A 26,060-nucleotide genomic window follows, 5' to 3' on the forward strand; every position below is an offset into this window, starting at 1 on the left:
ATGAAACGACACTTATATACTATTTTATTCTTTCTTTTTACGATATTCTTGACAGCCCAAGAGAAAATTAATATAATCCCTGCTCCAAATAATATTGAATTATATAAAGGAAACTTTACCCTTAACTCAAGTTCAACAGTTACCATAAATTCCAATCAATTAGAAGACATTCGTTATTACCTTACGAATGAAATATTAGAAAATACAGGGATATCCATAATTACTTCTGATAAAACTAATAGAGCAGATATTACTTTAGAACTTTCTGAAAAACATCACAACGAAGGATATTATGAACTTACAGTTAACAATAATCAAGTAAATATTAAAGCTGGAACTTTATCTGGGATGATGAATGGTGCTAGCAGCTTACTACAATTAATCACTATCAATAAAGCCAAGACAAACAAAATATCCATACCAAATTTATCAATAAAGGAAAAGCCAAAATACGCTTGGCGCGGTTTAATGTTGGACACTTCAAGATATTTTATCAGTAAAGATAAATTAAAGGAAGTTATTAATTGGATGGCTTTTTATAAACTCAACAAACTCCATTTACACCTAACAGATGAGCCCGCATGGAGGTTGGAAATAAAAAAATATCCAAAACTGACATCTGTAGGAGGAACTGGAAATTACAACAATCCAGATGCACCTGCCAAATATTACACTCAAAAAGATATTAATGAGCTCGTTAATTATGCAAGTATCAGACAAATAGAAGTGATCCCAGAAATAGATATGCCTGGTCATGCTACCGCGGCAAATAGAGCATACCCCGAATACAGTGGTGGCGGGAGTGAAAAACATCCAGAATTCACATTCAACCCTGGAAAAGAATCCACTTATGCTTTCCTCACAGATATTTTAAGAGAGACTAGTATTTTGTTTCCGGCACAAATGTTGCATCTTGGAGGTGACGAAGTAAGCTTTGGAAGTGAAAAATGGAAAAGCAATACTGAGATCCAAAGTTTAGTGAAGAAAGAAAGCCTGACTAATCTAAAAGATATTGAAAATTACTTTATGGAGAGGATGGCAGATTCTGTCTTTAAATTAAATTCTAAACTAATTGCTTGGGACGAATTAGCCGACAGTGATTTACCAAGAGACAAAACCATATTAATGTGGTGGAGACATGACAAGCCAGAACAGTTGAATAAATCTATAGATAATGGGTTTAAAACTATTGTATGTCCCCGTGTTCCATTTTACCTTGATTTCATACAAGATGGGACTCATCAATCTGGAAGGAAATGGGCAGGAGAATATAGTACTCTAGAAAGAATCTATAATTTTAATATTAGTAAGTTAATCAACAATAAAGAAAATGAAAAAAATATCATAGGATTTCAAGGAAATTTATGGACAGAAACGATTACTAGTGACAAAAGACTAGAATTTATGATATTTCCTAGAATTGCTGCGCTAGCCGAAACTGCGTGGACGGAAAATAGAAATGACTATCCCAATTTCCAGCAACGTCTTAAAACGCACCTTCCTGTTTATAAAACCGAAGAGATCTATTTCTTTGACCCTTTTAATCCTGATATAACACCAGAACCTTTATATAATAAAACCAAATAACAAAATGAATCTAAAAAAAGCATGGCCGCAAAGCCTATTACTAGCATTATTTGTTTCCATAACATATTTTGGAAATGCGCAGTCACCCAACGTGGTCTTAATCTTAGCCGATGATTTAGGCTATAACGACGTAAGTTTTAATGGCTCTAAAGAAATACCTACACCCAATATAGATAAAATTGCAGAACAAGGTGTAAGATTTACAAATGCATATGTAAGTTATGCTGTATGTGGACCAAGCAGAGCAGGATTAATTACGGGGAGGTTTCAAGACAGATTTGGATTTGGACTGAACCCTTTATACGCTCCAAAAGACCCTCAAATGGGCTTACCATTATCTGAGGAAACATTAGCATCTGCGTTACTTAAAGCCGATTATAAGTCTGCAGCATTAGGTAAGTGGCATTTAGGAGCTCATGAGTCTTTACATCCTTTAAAAAGAGGGTTTACAGACTTTTACGGATTCTTAACAGGTGGGCATTTTTATTTCCCTGAAGATCTAACTATTCAAGATCAAAAAGGTGTAAAAAGTCAATACGATGCTTATCGTGAAAAAATATTAAGAAACTATGAGCGTGTTGAAGAAACAGAGTATTTAACTGACGGCTTATCTAGAGAAGCTGTTAATTATATAGAGAAATATAAAGACGATCCATTTTTTATATACTTAGCTTACAACGCTCCACATACGCCAATGCAGGCTACAGAAAAATATTTAAGTCGTTTTGGCCATATAGAGGATAAAAAAAGAAGAACCTATGCTGCTATGGTAAGTGCTGTAGATGATGGGGTAGGAAGAGTTTTAGACAAATTAGAAGAGTTAGGTTTAGACGAAAATACTATAGTTATTTTCTTATCAGATAACGGTGGACCTGAGCCTCATAACGGATCGGACAACGGTGCTCTAAAAGGAGGTAAGGGAGAATTATACGAAGGAGGTATTCGTGTGCCATTTGCCATGAAATGGCCTAAAGAAATACCTCAAGGTATTGTTTATGAAAAACCTATTATCTCTCTTGATATTTTCTCTACAGTAGTTGAGCAATCAAATATCAAAACAAAAAATAAGTTAGATGGGATAAATCTTATTCCATACTTAAAAGGAGAAAAAGAAGCTGAAGAGCGTGTATTTTTCTGGAGACAAACAAAAAAAGAACGTAGTGCTGTTAGATTTGGTGATTACAAGTATCTGAATCTTGAAAAAAGCAATGAGAAAATGCTGTTTGATGTAAACAAAGATATCAGTGAAACTACAAACTTAAAAGATTCCAAAGCGAATATATATAAGGAGCTTGAAGAGAAATACAATACTTTAAACAAAGAAATGAAAGATCCTGTTTTTATGGGATTAACTGATGGTAAAGAGTATAATGCCCTTCACCCAGATAGATTCGAATAAAAAATTAACCAACACCATTACATTTAAAAAAGGGTAGCATTTATGATAATTGCTACCTTTTTTTATTTCATATCTTTCAAACTTAGTTGAGATATAGTTCTGATATATTTATAGGACAAAGCAAACCATAGCATTATCACCTAATAAAGAATGACACACTCATACAGCTAAATCAACTCACAACAGAAAAAGAGCTAGGTAACATATTTATCCAATATAATAGGTCAAATATTCTTAATAAAAGCAAATCGATGACATAAAAAAAGCGAATGGAAATTAATCCATTCGCTTCACATAAACTAACTAAAAAAGAGCTGTTACTTAACTCTATATTCTTCTTTCATCCAGTCATAAGGTTTTCTAGCAATCCATTGCCCTCTTGTGAAGTCTGGAAAGTCTTGAGGCTCTCCATTATTAGCAATAGAAGCTTCAGAAAGTGGCGTAATAGCGCTCCAAGCAGCAGCATCATATGCGTCCATTGGAGGGGCTACATTGTCTATTGCAGATTCAACAAAAGCTTTCATAACGAAATAATCCATTCCACCATGTCCAGCTCCAGTTGCTATTTTACCATATTTTTTCCAAATTGGGTGATCATATTTTTCAAGCCATTCTTGAGCATCATCCCATTTATGCGGCTTAGATTCACCCTCTACATAAATTCTACTTCCGTCTACTTCCCACAATCCTTGAACTCCTTGAACTCTAAATCCTAGAGAGTAAGGTCTTGGAGAGTTTGTATCATGGGTAATTATGATAGTTTCTCCATTTGCAGTCTCAACAGTAGAAGTAATTATATCTCCTTGTTTGAATTTTACTTTTGCATTTGGGTGATTTTCTCCCCCGTTATCAACAACATATTTATGTAAACCACGAACTTTTGTTGCATGCGAAGTAATTGTTACAAATCTATTTCCGCGATTAATATCACTCATTGCAGCAATTGGCCCTACACCATGAGTTGGGTATGTATCTCCATTTCTTAAAACAGAATGTTGTGTTCTCCATTTTGCTTCTGAAAGTGCCTTTTCTCCGAACTCAACTCCTCCACCATAAGGCTGCTGCCCATTATTAAATTTAACCGCTCTTAAATCATGCTGATATCCACATCTAAAATGTAGAAGCTCACCAAATACGTTTTGCTTAACCATATTTAAAACAGCTAAAACATCACGACGATAATTTACGTTTTCAAGAATCATTAAATGAGAACCTGTTTGCTCAGAAGTATTAACTAAATCCCAGCACTCCTCTATTGTTTGTGCTGCAGAAACTTCAAGTCCAGTATATTTACCAGCCTTCATAGAATCTACTGCCATCTTTGTATGCCAAAGCCAAGGTGTAGCGATAATTACTGCATCAATATCTTCTAATTGAAGCATATTACGATAATCGTAATCATCCTTTCCAAATATCTGAGGTTTCTTTTGTCCTGCCTCGGTTATTTTTTTTGTTGCTATATCTATTCTATTTTGATCTAGATCACAGATAGCCACAACTTCTACATCGTCTCTTTGAAGTGCATTATTTAAATGATTGGTACCTCTTAGTCCAACACCTATAAATGCTAATTTTAATTTCTCATTTTTGCTAGAAGCGTATCCAAAAGATAGGTTAGGAGCAAGAGAAATACCAGCGCCAACAACAGCTGATTTTCTTATAAAATCTCTTCTTGAATTCATAATTTATGTTTTATAATATCACTTTACTTTTCTGAAGATTTGTTACTTTTTAAAATGAAGCTATTAGTAAATAATTTACTTTCATTTTACTTCGACAATATAGATAATAACTTTCAAAAAAGAAAATAATTAACGTATTTTTAGATTGAAGGTAAAAATATTCAGTAATTAAAAATATTTATTCTATAATATAGAGCTCTTTATAACTATCTATATATTCAGACTTAGAACCATTAGCAAAAGGAACTAAATAAAATGTATACTCATATGTTTTATCACCATCAAAAGTATACTCCTTTTGAGGTCTTGCGCCCCAACTATTATCTCCTGCAACTCCTCTTTGACCTAAATCTATATTTAATTGAACCAAATCACGCTCTTTAATATCTATAGTATGCTTACTTACATTTACTTCTGGCATACCATCGCTATAATTTTCATCCTTAGTTCTTACTTGTGTTTCTTTTTTGTTACTAGTTTCATATGAATAACCCGTTGTTGCGTCAAAATCTTCATTTAACATATGAAGTGCACTCAATCCTAAATTATCATTATTACTTCTTGAAGAAACTACTAACAAACCATTATTAGCATTATCTTCAAAAGCAGCCCATCTTACCCCTGTTTTATACCCATTCTCTTGAGGTCTGATATAAGGCACATATTGATCCTTCACTTTAGAAGAATAAACATCTACAAATGCTGCCGCCTTTCTATCCTGATAATTTTCCCATGGACCGCGACCATAAAAAGTCATATTTTCAAACTTTTTAGGCATTTGCATCTTCATACCTATTCTTGGTATATCTCCCGAATAGGAAGTCTCTGCTAATTTGTTTGTTATTTTTACTACTCCAGAAGGGGCTATATCGTAAGTAGAAGTATACGTTGTCTCTACCCCTGGCAATTGGTAATTAACTTCTACTCCTATACTTCCTTCTTTAGTTGCTGTAGTTTTAAAAGAAGTTACCTTCGCTTCCATTGTAGCCTTTTTCCACTCAACATTTTTCTTCTGCATCCTGTTCCCAAAATCATTATCTGTTGGCGCTCTCCAAAAATTTGGTCTTGGCCCATTCCCATCATTTATAAGCTCTTCTCCTCCAAACCTATAAGATGTAATAACTCCATCTTCTTTATTAAACTTAAGTGAGAACTTCTCATTACTAAGATTTAAACTCTCTTTCGATTCTTCTTTCTTAATTGTTCCCACTACTTGAGTGTTTGAGCTATTCCAATTGATTTTGCTTGCAATTACTATTTGTTCATGCGCTACCTGATATCCTTGGCTTAACAGTCCCCAGTTATTTTTTAAAGTGGCTTCTACTTCTAAAAAGTATTCCGTGTTTTCTTTAAAACTAATTCCATTTAATGAAGCTCTAACTAGTTTACTTGTGTGTGGTGTAACATTTATAGATTCTATGGGTATTCTCTTTAATTCCTCTCCATCAGCCTTAATGATAGCTGTGAAATTAAATTTATTAAGGTTTACAAAATCATATAGATTCTCAACTAACACTCTAATCTCATTATTTTTATTAATCCCTTGTTGAGAGAATTTTATAGACTCGTGTGCTTTTTTCACCTCATAAAGTCCAGGCTGTGGCGTTCTATCTGGAAAAACAATTCCGTTATTTAAAAATGTATTATTTGTAGGCATATTGTCACCATAATCTCCACCATACGCATAATAACGCTCTCCATTTTCATTTGTCTTCCAAATAGACTGATCTACCCAATCCCAAATAAAACCTCCTTGTAAATTATCATGTTGATTAATAATATCCCAGTAATCTTGAAAATTCCCAGTACTATTTCCCATAGCGTGCGCATATTCACTAGGAATATACGGTCTGTCTGTTTTGTGTTTTCCTATAGACTCAAATCTTGCTGGAGATGGATATTGTGGCACAATAATGTCTGTATTTGTATCCATATCAAAAAGGTTACCATCTTCTGGCTTATAAGCACGCTCGTATTGTACAGGTCTCTTTTGAGGATCCAAAGCTTTAATAGCACTGTATCCTTCAAAGAAATTAACTCCATTCCCTGCTTCATTCCCCATTGACCATATTATAATAGAAGGATGATTTTTATCTCTCTTCACCATTCGTTGCATTCTATCCACATGTGATTTTTCCCACTCTGGCTTTTTTGCAAGTGAATACTTCCCATAGTACATTCCATGAGACTCTATATTTGCTTCATCAACAACATAAATACCATACTTGTCACATAATTCATAAAAAACTTCCGACTGAGGATAGTGACTTAATCGAACTGCATTAATATTATTCTCCTTCCAAAGCTTTACATCTTTTAAAATATCTTCTTTTGAAACAACATGCCCAGTTTCTGGATTTGTTTCTTGAGTATTTACACCTTTTAAAGTAACAGTTTGTCCATTTACCTTAAGAAGACCGTTTTTAATTTCTACGGTTCTAAAACCAACTTCTAGAGATGTCGATTCATACACATCTTTCTTCTTTTCTTTTGTAGTAACTACAAGCTTATATAAGTCTGGAGTTTCTGCTGTCCAAGGCATCACATCCAAAATATAAGTAGTGAAATTTACGGTAGTAGTATCTTTAGAATTTATAGTTATAGATTGTTCATCTTGAGCAACAGGAACATCATTTTTATCAAAAATTTGATAAGCAACATCAATTTTAGCTCGCTTAGATGTATTATTACTTATAAAAACACCTAAATCTAATATTCCATCTTGGAAACCACTATCTAAAGTTGCCATTGCAGAAACGTCTTTTATAGCTACTTTTGGTTTCGCATATAAATACACACTTCTCTCAATTCCACTAATTCTCCAAAAATCTTGGCACTCTAAATAAGAGCCATCTGTCCATCTAAATATCTGTAATGCAACTGTATTCTCTCCTTCCTTTAAATATTTTCCAATATTAAATTCAGCAGGCAACTTACTTCCTTGTGAATACCCAACGTAATTTCCATTAATCCAAAGGAAACCTCCTGATTTCATTGCTCCAACATGGAAATAAACATCTTTTTCCATCCAAGAAGCATCCACTGTAAAAGTTCTTCTATAAGAACCTACTGGGTTATAATCATTGGGAACATCACCAGGGTTTTTAGGATATACTTTATCAACAAACTCCATTTCTTCAGAAACTGGAGCCTTATAATCTGCAAATTCATACTGATGATTTACATAAATTGGAATTCCATATCCTTCTACTTCCCAATTTGAAGGAACTTGAATATCATCCCAACTACTAACATCTACTTTTGGATCTACAAAATCTTGAGGTCTATCTGATGGCTTTTTAACCCAATTAAATTTCCATATTCCATCTAAAGACAAGTAATTATCTGAGCTTAAAAAAGCATTCTCCTTGGCCTCTTCTACAGAGTCAAAAGAATAAAAAGTAGCATGAGTTTCTTCTTTATTTTCTGAAATCACTTGTGGGTTTTCAATGTAATCTCTCAAAGGCTTATTTAATTGCTGTGAAAATAAAAACGGACAATTTAAAAGCAATATAATCCCTAGGTAATTTAAGTTTAGTTGTTTCATTCTTTATATTTATCTTAAAATTTTAGTAGTTATTTATATTTCTATTATTGAATATTAAAAAGAAAAGACCGGATTTGGAGTATGTGAAACTTTCATTAAAGAATCTAACTCTTTTACTATAAGCGGATTTTCTAAAGCAATATTATTACTTTCTGAAGGGTCGTCTTTTAAATTGTACAATTCTAAAGGAGCGTTTCTATCTTTCTTTACTTTTAAACGAATTGCCTTCCAATTGTCTTTTAATATTGCTTGCTTACCACCGCCTTCATAAAACTCCCAATACAAATAATCATGAGATTGCTGACTTTCCTTCCCTAATAATTCATCTTCAAAAGAAATTCCATTGGTATCTATTTTTTTATCACTTCCGGCAAGTGATGCAAAAGTTGGCAACAAATCCCAAAATGCAGCCACATGATCACTTGTTTGATTTTCTTTAATCGTTCCAGGCCATGATACTATAAAAGGTTCTTTAATCCCCCCTTCGTATAAGTCTCTCTTAACTCCCCTATGCGCTCCACTACTCTTAAAAAAGTTTACATCTTTAATAGTTCTTCCTCCTTCTATGTGTGTTCCATTATCGCTTGTAAAAACCACTAAAGTGTTTTCATCATAACCCTTTTCTTTTAACACCTTCACAACCTTTCCTACGTAATCATCTATACTACTAACCATTGCAGCATAAGCAGCCTTTGGATATTTCTGCTCTCCATAGTGTCTTCCTGCTGGCCATGCTTTTTCAGGAGCAAAAACACTATTTCCATCTCCATCTAAATACATATCTATATACTTTTGTGGTGCTACCAACTCAGCATGTGGCAATGTAAAAGAAAGGTATAAGAAAAATGGTTTATCTTCAGGTTGATCCTTAATAAAACTAACCGCTTTATCAGTAAAAATTTCATTTCCAAAACTTCCATCTGGAGTCTTTATTTTTATCGGTTTCTTATCTTTAAGTGTCCAAAGTGAATCTGGCTTTTGAAAATGTGCTTCCACATGATGGAGATGTCCTGTAAAGTAATCCCATCCTTTTTTTTCTGGAGATCCTGGAGTTCCTGCTACACCTAGCCCCCATTTCCCAAACATTGCAGTTGTGTACCCCTGCTCTTTTAACAACTGAGATATAACAAAATCTTCTTCTCTTAATGGAATTTCTCCATTTCCCCTAATATGACCTATTCCAGTGTTCTGTCCCGTCATAAGGCTAGCTCTTGAAGGAGCACACACTGTACTACCAGCATAGAAATTAGTAAATTTAATTCCCTGAGATGCTAACCTATCAATGTTTGGAGTTTTTATATATTCTTGCCCATAACATCCTAAATCTCCAACTCCCATATCGTCTGCTATAATGAAAACAATATTTGGGGAGTTTTTCTGAACAGATTCTACATTTGCTGTTTCCTCTTTACAAGAGAAAAAGATGCTCAATAAGCAAGAAATCAATACCATATTATAACTAATATTCATACTTTTTATATTTTAACTTGTACTAAAATTATTTAAAAGCTACTAACTAGAGATTCCTGTATTAAATGCATTATCCCTAGTAAGCTGTAATTTGAATCTTTCAAATTCGGATTCTGAATGTTCCATTTTATATATTTCAAAAGCCTTTTTTATTATTTCTGGAGACTCATTTGCTACATCATTTTCTTCTTTAGGATCATTATCCAAATTATATACTGATACAGTAGAAGTCTTTTTATTATTTTTTAAATCCTTCCAAATAACTTTCCAATCTCCCATTCTGATAGCCACTTGACCACCATATTCTGGAAATTCCCAATACAGAAAAGAATGTTTTTCTTGAGTTTCTTCTTGAAGAAGAGTTGGTAAAAAACTAACTCCATCCGTTTTTGGAGATTCATTAAAACCAACAATATCGTTCATTGTGTCAAAGACATCATACTGCACCGAGACATGATCTGAAGCACTTCCTTTTGCAATTCTATTTGGCCAACTAGCAATCATAGGAATTCTAACTCCACCTTCAAAAACAAATCCTTTGCCTCTTCCATAACTACCGTCAAATGGTTTCGCACTATCAAACCACTCGGTATCTGTTCCTCCGTTATAAGTTGGTCCATTGTCAGATGTAAAAACTATCAAGGTATTATCATATAACCCTTCTTTCTTTAGCTGATCTATTAGCTTTCCTACGTTACTGTCTAAATAAGAAATCATTGCTGCATATGTAGCTCTAGGATTTCTATTTGGATAATAGCCTTTGCCCCCTACATAAGGAGCTTCATCTCCAAATTTTTCAATATAATAATCCACCCATTCTTTAGGAGCTTGTAATGGCATATGCGGTAAAGGTGTTGCCCAATAAACAAAAAACGGATTTTCTTTATTACGATCTATGAATGATGTTAAAGCATCGAACATTAGATCTGGAGCATACTCATTTAACGAGTAATCTTCATAACTGCTAACTACAAGAGGATCAGCATCCTTATTAAGTTTTCTACTAGGAACAATAGTATCATTATTTAAATGCACTCTATGCTCATTTTCATACAAATGAAGCGGATAATAGGTATGTGCCTGTCGCTGACAATTGTATCCATAAAATTCATCAAAACCCATTCTTGTTGGAATGGAATGTGTATGAGGAGCTCCAAGCCCCCATTTTCCATAAATAGCAGTTTTATAACCTTTCTCTTGAAGCTTCATGGGAAAGGTAATCGTATTTTCCTCCATGGGACGCTGCCCTTCTAGGGTAGAATCCTTTGCCATTGCTAGATAGTTCAAAACATCCCCTCTACTTGACCATGGATCATTACCCCTAATATAAGCATGCCCAGAGTGTAAACCCGTCATTAGCATATATCTGGAAGGTGCACATACAGGAGCACTAGAGTAATGCTGAGTAAAAAGCATTCCTTGTTTAGCTAATGCATCTATATTTGATGTTTCGATTTTTGTCTGCCCATAAGCGCCAACATCCCCATACCCTAAATCATCTGCAAGTATGTATATAATATTAGGGCTACTTGTTTTTGAAACAGAAGCTACTTCCTTTTTACATGATGCAAAAAGAATTAAAAAGAAGAATACACTTACAACTTTAGAAAAAATAAATCGCTTGCTTTTCATAAAATTAATTATCAGGTTGAAGTATTGGATAATCTGTGTCGTACTGATCTAATTGAATTTTTTTCCACATCGCGTTTTCCAAGAATAGTGGATGTGGCAACCTTACTTCCCAATTACCTAATTTCTTAAGCATTCTTTCTGCAATATCTAAATTCTCTAACACAACATTATGTTCCTCTGAAACATCTTCAGTTAGATTGAAGAGCATTGGTAACCTATCTGGGATTCTAATTAACTTCCAGTTATCTTCTTTGATAGCTGCACTTATAGTAAACTTCCACATTAATGTCTTGTGCAATGCTTCATCTTCACCACCTTCTAAGATAGGCATTAAGCTTTCACCCGTAAAAGAGCTATCACTTTCTAACCTTTTTTTATCACCCTTAGCAATATTAATAAATGTTGGTGCTATATCTAGAGACGATATCGATTGTTCAATTTTTCTCCCTTCAGGAAGTCTTCCTTTCCAATTTACTATAAAAGGAATATGAATTCCTCCCTCTAAAAGAGTTCCTTTCTTCCCATTATAAGGAGCATTTATAGACCCATTAGTCTTAACAGGACCTCCATTGTCGCTTATAAATACAATGACTGTATTCTCAGCAAGTTTTTCTTCTTCTATGGACTTTACTATTTTTCCAACGTTTAAATCCAATCGGTGCACCATTGCAGCATAAGTTCTCCTCTTTTCATTCTGAATATGCTTATACACCTCCAAATCTTCTTTAAGCGCTTGCATTGGTGTATGCGGAGCATTAAACGACGCATACAAAAAGAAACTTTCATTTTTGTGCCTTCTTATGAAATCAACACACTCGTCACCTTTATCATCTGTAATATAAGTAATCTTTTGTGGTGTCTTGTAGTTACATTCTATCGTTGCATTTCCATTTTTATCTACTCCCGAAAAATAATCATGACTTCCTCCTCTATACCCCCAAAACTCATCAAAACCTCTATTTGTAGGATAAAACTGCTCTTCGTACCCTAGATGCCATTTTCCTATGAGTCCCGTAACGTAGCCATATTCTTTCAAGTGATTTGCAATAGTTTTTTGCTCTACTGGAAGTCCTCTATATTCAGGATCGAAGCCAGGTTGATTTCCTCCTAAATTATTATCATAGCCAAATGAAACCTGATTAATACCAGTCAAAAAACCTGCTCTTGAAGGACTGCAAACAGGAGCAGAGACATAAGCATTACTAAAAAACACTCCTGTCTCGGCAAGCTCATCTATATTTGGAGTTTTTATCTGCTTACTACCTGTAAAACTTAAATCTCCATAACCTAAATCATCTGCTACAATAAGGATAAAATTTGTTTTACTGTTAGTACCACCTTCTCTTTGAACAACATTCTCCTGAGAATTAAGCAAAGCTGAAGTCAATAATAACACACATAAAACCAAACTTTTTTTCATCTTAAATAATTATCTAAATTAACTGTTTCCATTAAAAACATAAAAATCAATACACATCAGCTTTAAGCAAAAATGATTTGTCCAAATAAAAACCTGACTACCAATCCGTTTTAACACTATCAAGTCATTAAACCCTAATGATAGTAAAAATACCAAATAAATAACAACAAGCAAATTTTGATGTGTTATTTATTTTCGTTTCATTTCATTTAATGTTTCATTTTGAAAAATATTTACTTCTGCAAGTTAACCAATGTCAACGAACCTAATTTACAAACAAAAAATCCTGCAAGTTTAACCTTACAGGATTAATGCTATTTATTAAAATTTTAATTAGCTTTTATAGGATTACTTTTCTTACCAACCTGGATTTTGAGGTAATAAATTCTCATTAATGATAATCTCACTCTGTGGTACTGGCCACAACAACAATCTATCATTATAAACTCGAACGTGTCCTGGTACACTAGTTACATGCTCCATTGACTCTTCTAAATCATTACCTCCGTAACGCAAAAGATCAAAGTAATGATGCCCTTCAAATGCTAATTCTAAACGACGCTCTCTCTTTATTGCATCTCTTAAAGCATCTTTAGAAAGTCCTTCTTCAAGATCATCTAACCCTGCTCTATTACGGATTCTATTTATAGCATCATAGTTTTCTGTGTTCGGTCCATATAATTCATTTTGAGCTTCCGCATAATTCAATAATATTTCTGCAAAACGAAAAACTACAAAATTAGCATCACCTTCATTTGTTACATCCTCATCTTCTATAATAGATTTACGGACCGCATATCCTGTAGGAGAAGAAACTGGATCGTATTCCACTCCAGCAAAAACATCTCCAGGCTGTAATATAGTTGCCGCTAATCTAATATCATCTGAAGAATAAAAATCAACAAAATTCTTTAAAGGGTTATAGGTATCACTAAAATTTGGTAACGCTCCAGAAACACTATTAAAGTTACTACCAACACCATCTGTACCACTATTCCCTAAAAATTGAACCTCAAAAATTGATTCAACACTATTATTCTCAAGAATAGGTAAAAATAAATCTGAAAACTTATCTGATGCAACTAAATCATACCCTAAAGAAATTACTTCTTCTGATGCTGTTATAGATTTCTCATAATCTTCATTGTACAAAGCTACTCTAGACAACAACGCATAAGCGGCTCCTTTTGTTGCTCTTCCCATATCTGAAGAACCATACACTTCTGGCAAAATAGATATCGCAGCATCTATATCTAAATAAATTTGAGCCAAAACTTCGCTCTTAGGGTTTCTAGGAACTAAAGATTCCTCTATAGTTTGCTCCACAAGAACCAAAGGAACATCATGAAACAAGTTTGTTAAATGAAAGTAAAATAAGGCTCTAAGGAATTTAGCCTCTCCTATAACTCTCTTCTTCAACTCCTCATCCATATCAATATTAGGTACATTTTGAATTACTTCATTTGCTCTTACAATACCTTCGTAAGATTTATCCCAAAACTGATTTGGTAAAGGACTTGATGTATCATAACCAATACCCTCACTTATCTCTAAGTAATTATTAAATGAATATTGAGAATATGCATTATCTGATATTGCATCTGAGTGCCTCATAAAGTTACGATACATTGCATTATCACTCAATATGTTGTAAACTCCATTTATACCCAAAATTGCATCATCTGAGGTTTGCCAAAATTGAGGCACACTAACAGAATTTAAAGGCAATCTCTCCAAATCCTCACTACATCCTGTTAGAATGATTAGTGCAAATAATATTTTTATATAATTTTTCATGTTTTTCTTTTTACGACATTAAATTATCAAACAAAATCTTTACTGATTTAAAATATCAAATTAACTCCTAGTGCATAAGTTTTTGCTTGCGGATAACTATCATTTGTATTATTAAATGTTGCAGCATCTTCTGGATCAAACCCATCAACAAAGTCTGTTATAGTTAATAAATTCTGTCCAGCTACATAAAAACGAACTTTTGAAAACCCAAATTTAGAGCTATACTCAATAGGAATTGTATAACCAAATTCAATATGTTTCATTCTAAGATAAGAAGCATCTACAATTGCAGAACTAATAGTTGGGCCAACAAATAAAGAAGTATTATACTTATACCCTGTAGCAACTCTAGGAAGATCTGTATCAGTATTCTCAGGCGTCCATCTATCTAGATATGCTTCTGTGATATTTGAATTCCCTCTTAATCCATCTGTACCATACACTCCATTTTCAACATCTCTACCATACACCCCTTGAAATAACGTTCTGAAATCAAACCCTTTATAATTCATATTCAAAGTAAATCCATATGTGTTTTGAATATTTGGATTTCCAATCACTACTCTATCATCCGAATCTACTGTTCCGTCTCCATTAGTATCTTCATAGATATAATCTCCAGCACCAACAGAAGGTCCACCTGGCTGCACTCCATAAGTATCAGAATCTTGAGCTTCTTCATCCGTTTGGAATATACCTATAATTCTATGTCCATAAAATGAGTTAATCGGTAATCCTTCTCGAGTTATCACCTTATTACTTGAAATAAACTCACTGTCCAATTTCAATACCTCATTATCATTATGCGACCAATTTGCTGAAATCCCGAATGAAAAGTCTTCTCCAATTTGATCATTATACCCTACTACAAGCTCATAACCTCTATTCTCAACAGATCCTTGATTTTGAACTGGAGCAGAAAGATTCCCTAAAGTAGCTACTATAGGAGGACTTAATAAAATATCATCAGATGTTCTAATATAATAATCTGCTACTAACGAAACTCTATTCCCAAACATAGACATATCCAACCCTACATCTGTTGTAGTAGTAGTTTCCCACTTCACATTAGGGTTACTTAAACTCCTAATCGCTGCACCAGAGACCAATGAATTCCCAAATACATATGGCTGACTAAGGTTTACAGTAGCTATACTAGCATAATTCCCAATATTTTGATTTCCTAACTGCCCCCAACTAGCTCTTAATTTCAATTCATTAAAAGCTCTAGACTCTTTTAAAAAATTCTCTTTAGCAATATTCCAACCTACAGAAAACGATGGAAAGTAACCGAATCTTTCATTCTCACCAAATCTAGAAGATCCGTCATATCTTAAGTTAAATTCAGCAAGATATTTACCATCATAATCATAGCTAGCCCTACCAAAAGCAGAAGACAATGCCCATTCAGTAGCATTACCTGAAACCGAAGGATTCAAAGACCCTGCATCTAACTCTGTTAAAAAGTCTGTAGAATACCCTTGATTACTAGACGAGAAAAAATCTTCTCGGTAAGTTTGTTTTGTAAGACCCCCTAAAATATTAAAATTGGACTTTCCGAAATTTTTAAAATACCTTCCTGTAAACTCTAAAGTGCTTGTAGTACTAGTAAGATCTGAGTCAAACAACTCCCCCAATCCATTAGAAGTAAAGACTCTGTCTCCATCAGAAACTGTCATCTTATTTCTAAATTTTGTTCGCTTTCTATTATTATAATAAACAGAACCATCTAGCTTAAAAATCAAATCTTTAACAGGCTCAAATTCTACGTATACATTTGGAGTTGCTCTATAATACTTTTCTTTATCTTCTCCACCTTCTGTAGCTAATCCTATTGGATTTATAGAACTATTAGTTCTAGACCCTAAAATATAATTACCCGCAGAAATGTATCCATTTGAATATCTTTCTGGAGCTAAAGGAGCTTGACGAATCATATCTCTTATAAACTGATTAACACCCAAACCTCCATAATTAGGCTCATCACTCTCCAAATAACTTCCTGCAATATTAAGTCCAATTCTAAACTTATCAGATACATCAACATCTACATTAGACCTAAAGTTATAACGTTGAGAATCAGTATTTATAACAATCCCTTCTTGATCTTGATATCCTACAGATATCATGTACTTTACATTATCACTACCACCAGTTGCAGATAAATAATGATTAATCAAAGGAGCTCCTTTACGATAACCTTGATCAAAGTAATCTACATCTGGATAAAATTCACTTGTACCATTACGAAAAAGCTCAAGCTCTTCTGCACTAAACAACTCTTCTCTCCCTACATTAGTCTGCGCTTCATTCTTTAAAACTGCATAATCGTAAGAACTCAACATATTAGGTGTTGCAGTAGCAGACTGAAAAGCTACAGAAGAATTAAAGGATATTTTAGGAACCCCATTCTTACCTCGTTTTGTAGTCACCAAAATAACTCCATTAGCTGCACGTGCTCCATAAATAGCAGCTGAAGCCGCATCTTTTAGTACTGAAAAACTCTCAATATCATTTGGATTAACATCATTCAAAGTTGATTGAACTCCATCAATTAATACCAATGGTGCAGAATCATCATTTTGCCCAGAGACACTACTTCTAACAGTCCCTACTCCACGAATTTGAATCGTAGGATTATCTGCCCCTGGCTGCCCCGAAGGCTGAACGATGTGAACTCCAGAAACTCTACCCTGTAACGCATTACCAGCACTTGTAACTGACTGGTTACCTATTTCCTCAGAATCTAAAACTCCCACTGCTCCAGTTAGGTTTTCCTTTTTCTGAGTACCATAACCAACTACAACAACTTCGTCTAGTTGAGCTACATCTTCTTTTAACGTAACATTAATGACTCCCCTCCCATTAACAGCTTCCTCTTTAGGCAAAAAACCTAAAAAGTTATAAACTAAAACAGCATTTGAATCATTAGTAGTAATCTCATAATTTCCATCAAAATCTGTAGCGACTCCTTTCGAAGTCCCCTTAATAATGACACTTACACCTGGAACAGGCACACCAGTTCCATCTACTACACTTCCCTTTATTGTCTTTTCTTGAGCGAAAAGAAAACTGGTAGTAATTAGAAGCATACAAAAAAGCAATGATTTTTTCATAAAGTAATAATTTGATTAAATAAATGTAATATATACTTTTATATCACGCTGCTAATTTATCAAATTATCATCAAAAACAAAACTTTAACTAAAAATTATCTTCGTTTTATTGCTTTTATTAAAAATACACACTGTTTTTTACCAATAAAAGCAATAAATCAATTTTTAAAAAGGAAATAACCAATAACCTAAGAAACTAATTAATAATATAAATAGACTTTATAAGAGCTTAACACCTATCCCATGAAGAATAAGCTTATAGAAAACTACTTTTTAATAAAACAACAAACCCGTAACACTAGCTAGTGTTACGGGTTTATTTATTGTAAATATAAAAATTACAATATGATTTGATTAATATCCTGGATTCTCCACTAAGTTTGGATTATCCGCTAATCGACCAACTCCTAATGCAAAATAGTAATGTTTTGTAGGATCAAAAACTCTAACCCCAGAATCACCATTTACCTCTGTGATTAAATATTTCTGAGCATCAAAATCATAAACATATCTCATTCCTTTTAAACGCCCATTAAGAACCTGATCTGCAATTCTCCAACGTTTTAAATCCCAATATCTATGCTCTTCGAACAACAACTCTACTTGCCGCTCTTGACGAATGTTTTCCTCCGTAAGCTCATTCCTTTTAGGCATGCCTACTCTATCTCTCACTTGATTCAATTTATCAAGCGCATCACCTGTCCCTAAATAAAATCCTGCTTCCGCATAGTTTAGTAATATTTCTCCATATCTAAACACTAAGAAATCAGAACTTGATTGGCCACTAGCTACTGGCTCATAAGACTCATCTACACGTTTCTTAATCAACAACCCTGTTCTATGTTGATTTTTATTAGGAGCTTTAGCTCTCCAGTCTGAACCTGGAATAGTGAAAGTCTCGCTATTACTTTCTTGACGTTCTCCATTTTCATCAGTATAAATAGTACTAGAATGAAAGTAAGCATTAGAACCTTGCCACTCAATCTCAGGGTAAAATATAGAGGCAGCAAATCTAGGATCTCTGTTTTCAAATAGCTCCTCTTTACTAATAAGCGTTTCACCATCAAACTTCGTTCTATCAAAAGCTCCTGAAGAACCATCAGCATAATCAAATAAATCTAAAACATTTAAATATACAGGGTAATTAGAACTCCAAGCCGAAGTAAACCCAACCGGTGTTGCTAGGTTATCCCATGAATGTCCTACCTGCGCTTCAAAATCGAACCTCAAAGCAAGGATCACTTCAGGGTTATCATTTTCATCAACAAACAAACGCTCAAAGTTTTTAGACAAATCACTTTCTCTGTTATATAAAGAAAAAGGCCCCTTCGTAATAATCTCTTTGGAAGCATCTAAAGATTTTTGGAAATAAGTATTAGCCTGTCCAGCTGGAATCCCAACAGGACCATTTTCTTCTCCAAATTTAGCTATACTCCCAGCATATAATCCCGCTCTACTCACAAGAGCAATAGCTGCCCACTTACTCACTCTACCATAATCATTACCATCATAAACAGATGGCAACCTTTCTGCTATAGCTTGCGCTTCTTCAATTATAAAATCATACACTTCTTTTTCCGTGTTTCTTGCTGGATATAACTCCTCTTCTGGATCATCTTGTTGTTGAGGAACTGTTATAATAGGAACTCCTCCATAACGTTTTACCATCTGAAAATATGCCCAAGCTCTTAAAAAACGTGCTTCAGACTCTCGTTGTAAAATATATTCTGATTCAAGCTCACTATTATTAATTCCTACTATAAAACTATTTATATCCCTAATCAAGTTATAAGGCCAATAAGCCATAGAACCAGCCCCAGTCTCATCATAAACCCTCAAAGCTGCAGCATATGGTGTCTGCCAAGCCCCAACTGTTCTTGCAGAACCACCCATAGCAGCTATAAGTCCCATATTAAAATCAGACTGCCCTCCTAGCTCTTCAAACTTTGTTCGATCATATAAATTAAGAAGATTTGCCTCTGTTAAATTTTTATCAGAAAATACAGCATCCTCTTCTATCACTGTAAATGGACCTTTATCCAAATAATAGTCGTTCGTACACCCTACTGCAACTATAAGCAGTAAAGAGCTAATACTTTTAATTATTCTATTCTTCATCGCTATAATTTTATTAATTGATATTAAACTTCACTCCAAACGTATAAGCTGAAGTAATTGGATATGCTCTACCGTTTGCTAGATTATTCTCTGGATCAAGAAAGTTTTTATATATTCCTAATTTACTCCATGTAAATAAGTTTGTTGCCGCTAATGACAACTGAATATTACTTATCCCCCCACTATTTTTTGTAGATGGAATTGTATATGCTAAATTAACTTGCTTCAATCGTAAGTACGTAGCATCCTTAACCCAAAAATCTGAAGTTTTATTGTTATTAGAAGTACCTCCATCGAAAGCCATTGGCAATTGTGCATTCGGGTTATCATTAACTAAAGGATCCTCCTCTGAGGGACTCCATCTGTACTTATAATGGAAGTCATATGGAATCGATCCATTTTGAAACATATTTCTAGCTGCAGTAACAATATTTACATCAAATTGTGACGCTCCTTGAAGCAAGGCACTAAATGAAAAGTTTTTATACTGAAGACCTATATTAGCTGCATAAGTAACGTTAGGGCGACTATTTCTTCCAATAACATCTTGATCTCTATAATCAATTACTCCATCTTCATTTATATCTTTATATCTAATATCTCCTGGGCGTAAGGTTACATTACCCTGTTGATCTTGATCGTAGGCTAAATTGTCTATCTCATCTTGATTCATAAACATCCCATCTGAAATATACCCCGTTCTCCTATCTGTAAAATTCCCTGTTCGTTGATAAATCCTGACATCATCTGGATCTGTATATTCCTCTTCTTCAAAATGTGTATACTTTGTTCTTGAATATCCGAAACTAGGCGAAATATTAAGACGTACATTTCCAATAGTACTTCTATGCGTAAGCAATACTTCAAAACCTTTTGTCTGCGTACTATTTAAATTTACTAATGGCAATGCTGCTCCAAATGTATCTGGTAAAGCAACTAATGGAGTCGTTAAGATCCCACTTTTATCTCTAAGAAAAACATCTGCTTCAATTCCTAACTTTCCATTCCAAAAAGTAGCATCAACACCAATATTATATAGTTTTATATCTTCCCAAGTAACTTCATTATTTGGAAGTCCTAATGTTACTACCTGTCTTTTAACCTCATCTCCAATTAAGAAGTTTCCATTTACAATATTATAACCAGGCAAGAACTCATAACCAGAAATATTTCTATCATCTCCAATATTGGTATATGAAAGTCTTAATTTCAAATTATTCACTACATTAGAATCTCTCAAAAAGTTCTCTTTTGAAATCACCCAAGAACCTAAAACACTAGGAAAGAATCCCCATCTTGTATCAGGTGCAAAGTATGCATTAGCATCGTAACGCCCCGTTACACTAAAATTATATTTATTATTAAAGCTATAATTAACTCTTCCAACATAACTCATTCTTCCACTCTCAGATTGACTTCCACCGTTATCTTTATTAATATCACTTCCTGTATTTAAAATCGGAATGTTTTCAGAAATCAATTCTTGTCTAGTTGCTGATAATATTTCTGACTCTACAGAACGTCCTTCAGCTAAAAACAAACCAGAAACTTTATGTTTTTCATTAAAAGTTCTATCATATTCTACAGACAATTGAGGACTAATAATATCACTATTATAAGCTTCTTGAGATAATCTATTTTGTCCTTGGTTAGATGTTGACCAATATAAATACTCATCATCTTCCTCCTCATAAGAATATAAATCATAAGGCAGTGCAAATGTCTTAGTCGTATAGGTTCTTCTAATTATATTCATAACCCCCTTTAACTTAAGACCAGGAACTGCCTTTACACGATATTCCCCCTCCAATCTAAATGTCGTTACTCTGTTATCATAATTATAAGTTCCATCTAAATCTTTATCAGAAATTGCCAACGGATTTCTCTCCAAAAACCCAGAGTATGCAGCTCCATAAGAAGGATCTGGCAAATACGGATTCCATATTGGCTGAGCTGTAAGTAATTCAGTATAAATATCGTTAACTGCATTATTAGCGTTAGTCGTAGCTCCAGATGCAGCTCTATCAGTTAATTCATTTCTATATGAAATATCCATTGCTACTCCAAACTGCTCTGACAGCTCTACATCAACGTTAGAACGAATATTATAACGCTTAAAATCAAAATCACGAGTAGAAAATATACTTTCTTGCTCTAAATATCCTACAGAAGTAAAGTACTTTACATTCTCACTCCCTCCACTCACATTTAGATTGTGCTGAAACATTGGAGCTCCGTTTTGATACAACTCATCTGCCCAGTTATAACTCTCATATCCTGGCGCTCCATTTCTATAGTTCTCTAAATCTTCTTCCGAAAATTCTGGCGTAGTTTGGGTATTAACAGCCTGTTCTCTTTTTAATTCCACATATTGAGCTGCATTTACTGTTTTTTGATAAGCAGATACATTTGCAAAACTTGTAGTTCCTGTATAGGTTATACTTGGCTTTTGACGCGTACCTCGCTTAGTAGTTACCAATAACACTCCGTTACCTGCACGCGCTCCATAAATTGCAGCAGAGGCATCTTTTAAAACTGTTATGGACTCGATATTGTTAGGATCTAAATTTCCCATAGTGGTCTGCACCCCATCTACAATTACTAAAGGATCCCCAAAACCTCTTATACTAATACTAGCATCATCTCCCCCTGGTAAAGAAGACGACTGTTGCGTAATAACACCTGCAACTCTACCTGTTATTAACTGTGTTGTATTCGAAGCTGGAACTTTAGTTAACTCTTCACTTTTAATAGTTGAAATTGCCCCAGAAACATTTTCCTTTTTCTGAGTTCCGTAACCAACTACAACAACTTCGTCTAGCTGGGCTACATCTTCTTTCATAACAACATTAACAACATCTTGAGATCCTACAACTTTCTCTTGACTCAAGAAACCCATAAAACTAAATACTAAAACAGCATCAGTATTATGTGTTGTAATCTCATAATTTCCATCAAAATCCGTGGCAACCCCCATCGAAGTACCCTTGATTAGGACGCTCACTCCTGGAACAGGAACCCCCGATCCATCTACTACATTTCCTTTAACTACCTTTTCTTGTGCAAAAAGAAAAGTTGTAGTCAATAGTAGTACAAAAAAAAAGCAATGATTTTTTCATAAATTAATAGTTTGATTGAGTAATTGTAATACTTACCTTTAAAAAGGTCTCGCTAAACTATTAAAATATTGTTAAAAATAAAAACATAAAAGCACTTTTTCTTTCGTTTTACTCACTTTCAATCGATTGTTATCTTAAAAACGCAAATAATAGCAAAATAAAATGATTAAATACTTCCAATTGTAGTATATTTATTTTGTTTTGACGCATTCATGTGATTTGTAGTTGTTTTTAATATTTTAACGAGTTTGAGAGTTTATCACAATATTCATGTTTTCAAACCTTCAATCGCCTCATAATTAACATATAAACACAGAACACTCGTAAACCCATATACAGCACAATTTTAATCTAATGCATAAAAAAACCAGTAAATCACTTTACTGGTTTTCTTTGATAATAAATCATAATGAAATATTCTATTTTAATAATAGTAAACAGCTATTACACCTTAACAATCTCTTGATTAATCTTCTTTGCTTCGAAACTATATGAAGATTCTTTACTTGAGTTTTCAAATAAAAGTACAACTTCGTGATTCCCTTCATTAAATGTCTTTAATTGGAATGAAGTAGACTTAGGTCTTATTGCATAAACTAACTCTTTATCTTTATACAATTTAACTACAGGAACTTCATTTATAGTATCAATATTAAAAGTAGGTAAAAGAAACTCTTCTTTCTTAGTATAGTTATCCTCTTGAGTAATACCAAAAGGCCAACCATTATATTGTTGACTTCTGTCTTTTTTAATATCTGTATATCTAGGCCAACATTCTGTAGTAATCTCCCTCGTTGACTTATTAAAAGTTACCAATCCAAAACCAGTAGCTCTATCATGCAAAACAGCTGGCTCATGATGCGTTTGAAATGGGTTCCCAACTCCTAAAACAGTCATTTTATTACCAAAACCATCAATATGGTCTCCTATGTAAGCTGGATTTTGGAGTGTATGTTGAGAAGCATTCTCTACTGGAGGCCAAAACCTTCTTGGCCATATATTATTTAAAGCTGGTCCTGCAAAAACATAACTACCATCACCATGCTCCTCTACTCCATATTTTATAAAACTACCCAAATGCTGATCTCCAGCTATATGAAAAGCAAATCCTTTTCTGATAATTTCTACAGCCTTATCTCTTTTATTCGCTGGCCATCCATTAGAATCCATATCTGCAGTAAAATCGTCTCCTAAAACGTACTCCCCTCTATTAGGAATATTTATTTTTGGAACAACTTCATCTGTTTTAGCTTCTTTAGGTAATGTAGCAACTGTAGCAAAGTTTGTTTGAGATAATACTACTTTCATCTGGATATCTCCTTTCCAATCTTCAACCCAAGACTCCAGAAAGTCTTCCTGACGTTTTCCTAATAATTCAGCATCTAAATCTCTGTGCTTTTTTATGTCAAAATTTTCATTTCTTATCCACCCATTCCAAATATCAGCTTCCTTTGGTAAAACATGCATCGGTGCAGATTTGAACTTTCTATCTTCGAGAATAGCAAAACTTAACCCTGCATATTTCCAATGCGTATAATAAACTCCAATCCCTCTTTTAACAGGTGTTGGATCATATGGATCTGGTAAGTGACTCGTTTGTGTAAATTGAATCATATTAAGCCACTCTGGAGACATTTTATATCCTCCTGAATCTTGTGCTGAAGCTCCATACCCTTCACTAGTATCTGCTGCTTCTCCGCATTCTCCCCAAACATTTCCATGATACACATCATGGTCATCTGGAATTATTGCACAAGGTTTATGTCTAAACAACTCTCTATATGACCAACCAAACAGCAACCATTTTCTTAAATATTCAATACAGAGCTCATCAAATTCACCTTCGAATTGAACCCCATAACCACCAGTTCCTTCATAAAATTGATCTCCTAAAAACAGGATAATATCAGGATCTAGATAAGACACGTTATCGCATACATCTTGGTCTGGAAATCCATAATGAAAATTACAACTAAAAACTCCAGCCTTTATTTCCTCCTCATCTAATGGCTCTTTAGCTATGGTACCATCATAAAAATAATGATGCATTTCATTTTTTAATGGCAACTCCGCTAATAATCTATAAGGAACATCTTCTGTTTCTTCCCATTCTTTTATGACAAAATTTATAGCTCTCCCTGAGTTAGTATTCTCACGAGTTTCAATCGTTTGCCACTTCCCTTTTTTATACAGCTGAAGTGATACTTTATGATTTGGCACTTCTTCAAAAGGAGTTAATTGAGCTGTTAACTTCAATTTATTTGCATGCAGTGTATATTGAGCAAAACAAATTGGACCATATAATTGATCTTCTTTGTGATTTAATCCTGAAGAACTAATCTTCCACTCTGAAAATGCTGCTATTTTTTCATGAACTACTTTTTTAGAAGGTGCATGAGCAATCAATGAAAAGTTACCCGTAACAGCTTCCATCGAAACATTTACCTTCCTATTTGTAACGTTCTCTCCATTTCCATCAACTAATATTACAGCCAACTCATATGCACCATCTTTATAACGCGCCTTAAAGTTTAAACCAAATGAATTTGGAATAACACTTAAACCTGTATCATATAATTCTTTTCCTATTTTTAATTTCCCATTACCTGTAACTCCGATATCAGTTCCTTTTCCAAAAACGGATGCAGATCGATAATCATCAAACTTCCCTTTTACACCTATTGAGAAACCGACATACGCATCAGAATTACCCTTTATATTATCGTTTAAGACATCTATAGAAACACTTACTTCAAAATTATCTTTGTTATCACTTTTTTGGATTGTAAGTAAATTTAAATTCCTATTTACACTAGAAACCTTACAAACAGCCTTCCCATCTTCAATTATCCAATCTTGCATTCGGTTACCCCAGTACTCTGGCCCCACCCACTTCATATCATGCCAGTTATGCCAATTACTTTCAAAACTCACACGTTCTATATTTCCAAAAAAATCTAAAACTCCTCCATTAAATGGCCTGGCCATACCAATGGCTGGTAAAATAGTTCCTAATGAAAATGTTTTTAAGTAATTTCTTCTATTCATAACAAATTATATTAAATGAGGTTACTAATATAAAAAACATATTTCAAAAGAAACATAATGTAATATCAATATATTTCAATTTGTTTCTTTTACAACTAAACAGTTGACTCTAATGAAAATTATAT

12 protein-coding genes are annotated in these 26,060 nt (G+C 33.9%); 2 read left to right on the top strand and 10 right to left on the bottom strand.

Translation table 11 applies throughout. From position 1 onward, the window contains the following. Both JM658_RS12360 and JM658_RS12365 read left to right on the top strand, forming a co-directional pair. Nucleotides 1–1,587 (top strand): beta-N-acetylhexosaminidase, encoded by a 1,587-nt coding sequence (locus JM658_RS12360; RefSeq protein WP_236959582.1) that lies wholly within the window; start codon nt 1–3, stop codon nt 1,585–1,587. A gap of 4 nt (nt 1,588–1,591) precedes the next feature. Then, on the top strand, nt 1,592–2,986 hold the full coding sequence (locus tag JM658_RS12365; RefSeq protein WP_236959583.1) for a sulfatase-like hydrolase/transferase: 1,395 nt from the start codon (nt 1,592–1,594) through the stop codon (nt 2,984–2,986). A 317-nt stretch (nt 2,987–3,303) separates the two neighbouring features. On the opposite strand, the gene JM658_RS12370 is transcribed toward JM658_RS12365, so the two are convergent. The 10 genes from JM658_RS12370 to JM658_RS12415 form a co-directional block, all read right to left on the bottom strand. Beyond that, nucleotides 3,304–4,668, bottom strand: a complete 1,365-nt coding sequence (locus tag JM658_RS12370; protein ID WP_236959584.1) for a Gfo/Idh/MocA family protein — start codon at nt 4,666–4,668, stop codon at nt 3,304–3,306. A gap of 178 nt (nt 4,669–4,846) precedes the next feature. Continuing rightward, complete coding sequence (locus JM658_RS12375; RefSeq protein WP_236959585.1) at nt 4,847–8,215, bottom strand: glycoside hydrolase family 2 TIM barrel-domain containing protein; 3,369 nt, start codon at nt 8,213–8,215, stop codon at nt 4,847–4,849. A 54-nt stretch (nt 8,216–8,269) separates the two neighbouring features. Further along, entirely contained in the window at nt 8,270–9,685 is a 1,416-nt protein-coding gene (locus tag JM658_RS12380; protein WP_236959586.1) for an arylsulfatase, read from the bottom strand. Nucleotides 9,686–9,727: 42 nt separating this feature from the next. After that, nucleotides 9,728–11,317, bottom strand: a complete 1,590-nt coding sequence (locus tag JM658_RS12385; RefSeq protein ID WP_236959587.1) for an arylsulfatase — start codon at nt 11,315–11,317, stop codon at nt 9,728–9,730. A gap of 4 nt (nt 11,318–11,321) precedes the next feature. Then, nucleotides 11,322–12,737 (bottom strand): sulfatase-like hydrolase/transferase, encoded by a 1,416-nt coding sequence (locus JM658_RS12390; protein WP_236959588.1) that lies wholly within the window; start codon nt 12,735–12,737, stop codon nt 11,322–11,324. Between the two features lie 357 nt (nt 12,738–13,094). Further along, nucleotides 13,095–14,534: a RagB/SusD family nutrient uptake outer membrane protein gene (locus JM658_RS12395; protein ID WP_236959589.1), complete on the bottom strand. Its 1,440-nt coding sequence runs from the start codon at nt 14,532–14,534 to the stop codon at nt 13,095–13,097. 47 nt (nt 14,535–14,581) lie between these two features. After that, entirely contained in the window at nt 14,582–17,650 is a 3,069-nt protein-coding gene (locus JM658_RS12400) for a SusC/RagA family TonB-linked outer membrane protein (RefSeq protein WP_236959590.1), read from the bottom strand. A gap of 354 nt (nt 17,651–18,004) precedes the next feature. Next, nucleotides 18,005–19,768 carry a RagB/SusD family nutrient uptake outer membrane protein gene (locus tag JM658_RS12405; RefSeq protein WP_236959591.1) on the bottom strand — a complete coding sequence of 588 codons (1,764 nt, stop codon included), beginning with the start codon at nt 19,766–19,768 and terminating at the stop codon, nt 18,005–18,007. A 13-nt stretch (nt 19,769–19,781) separates the two neighbouring features. Continuing rightward, complete coding sequence (locus JM658_RS12410) at nt 19,782–22,853, bottom strand: SusC/RagA family TonB-linked outer membrane protein (RefSeq protein WP_236959592.1); 3,072 nt, start codon at nt 22,851–22,853, stop codon at nt 19,782–19,784. 478 nt (nt 22,854–23,331) lie between these two features. Next, nucleotides 23,332–25,935, bottom strand: a complete 2,604-nt coding sequence (locus tag JM658_RS12415; RefSeq protein ID WP_236959593.1) for an alkaline phosphatase D family protein — start codon at nt 25,933–25,935, stop codon at nt 23,332–23,334. Nucleotides 25,936–26,060 lie beyond the last annotated feature (125 nt).

Source organism: Joostella atrarenae, assembly GCF_021764745.1.
GTDB lineage: Bacteria > Bacteroidota > Bacteroidia > Flavobacteriales > Flavobacteriaceae > Galbibacter > Galbibacter atrarenae.

What these genes read in the sequence shown, in the direction of transcription:
- JM658_RS12360 (WP_236959582.1), top strand. Translation starts at nt 1, where the DNA reads ATGAAACGACACTTATATACTATTTTATTCTTTCTTTTTACGATATTC.
- JM658_RS12405 (WP_236959591.1), bottom strand. Translation starts at nt 19,768, where the DNA reads ATGAAGAATAGAATAATTAAAAGTATTAGCTCTTTACTGCTTATAGTT.
- JM658_RS12370 (WP_236959584.1), bottom strand. Translation starts at nt 4,668, where the DNA reads ATGAATTCAAGAAGAGATTTTATAAGAAAATCAGCTGTTGTTGGCGCT.
- JM658_RS12375 (WP_236959585.1), bottom strand. Translation starts at nt 8,215, where the DNA reads ATGAAACAACTAAACTTAAATTACCTAGGGATTATATTGCTTTTAAAT.
- JM658_RS12415 (WP_236959593.1), bottom strand. Translation starts at nt 25,935, where the DNA reads ATGAATAGAAGAAATTACTTAAAAACATTTTCATTAGGAACTATTTTA.
- JM658_RS12390 (WP_236959588.1), bottom strand. Translation starts at nt 12,737, where the DNA reads ATGAAAAAAAGTTTGGTTTTATGTGTGTTATTATTGACTTCAGCTTTG.
- JM658_RS12365 (WP_236959583.1), top strand. Translation starts at nt 1,592, where the DNA reads ATGAATCTAAAAAAAGCATGGCCGCAAAGCCTATTACTAGCATTATTT.
- JM658_RS12380 (WP_236959586.1), bottom strand. Translation starts at nt 9,685, where the DNA reads ATGAATATTAGTTATAATATGGTATTGATTTCTTGCTTATTGAGCATC.
- JM658_RS12385 (WP_236959587.1), bottom strand. Translation starts at nt 11,317, where the DNA reads ATGAAAAGCAAGCGATTTATTTTTTCTAAAGTTGTAAGTGTATTCTTC.
- JM658_RS12400 (WP_236959590.1), bottom strand. Translation starts at nt 17,650, where the DNA reads ATGAAAAAATCATTGCTTTTTTGTATGCTTCTAATTACTACCAGTTTT.
- JM658_RS12395 (WP_236959589.1), bottom strand. Translation starts at nt 14,534, where the DNA reads ATGAAAAATTATATAAAAATATTATTTGCACTAATCATTCTAACAGGA.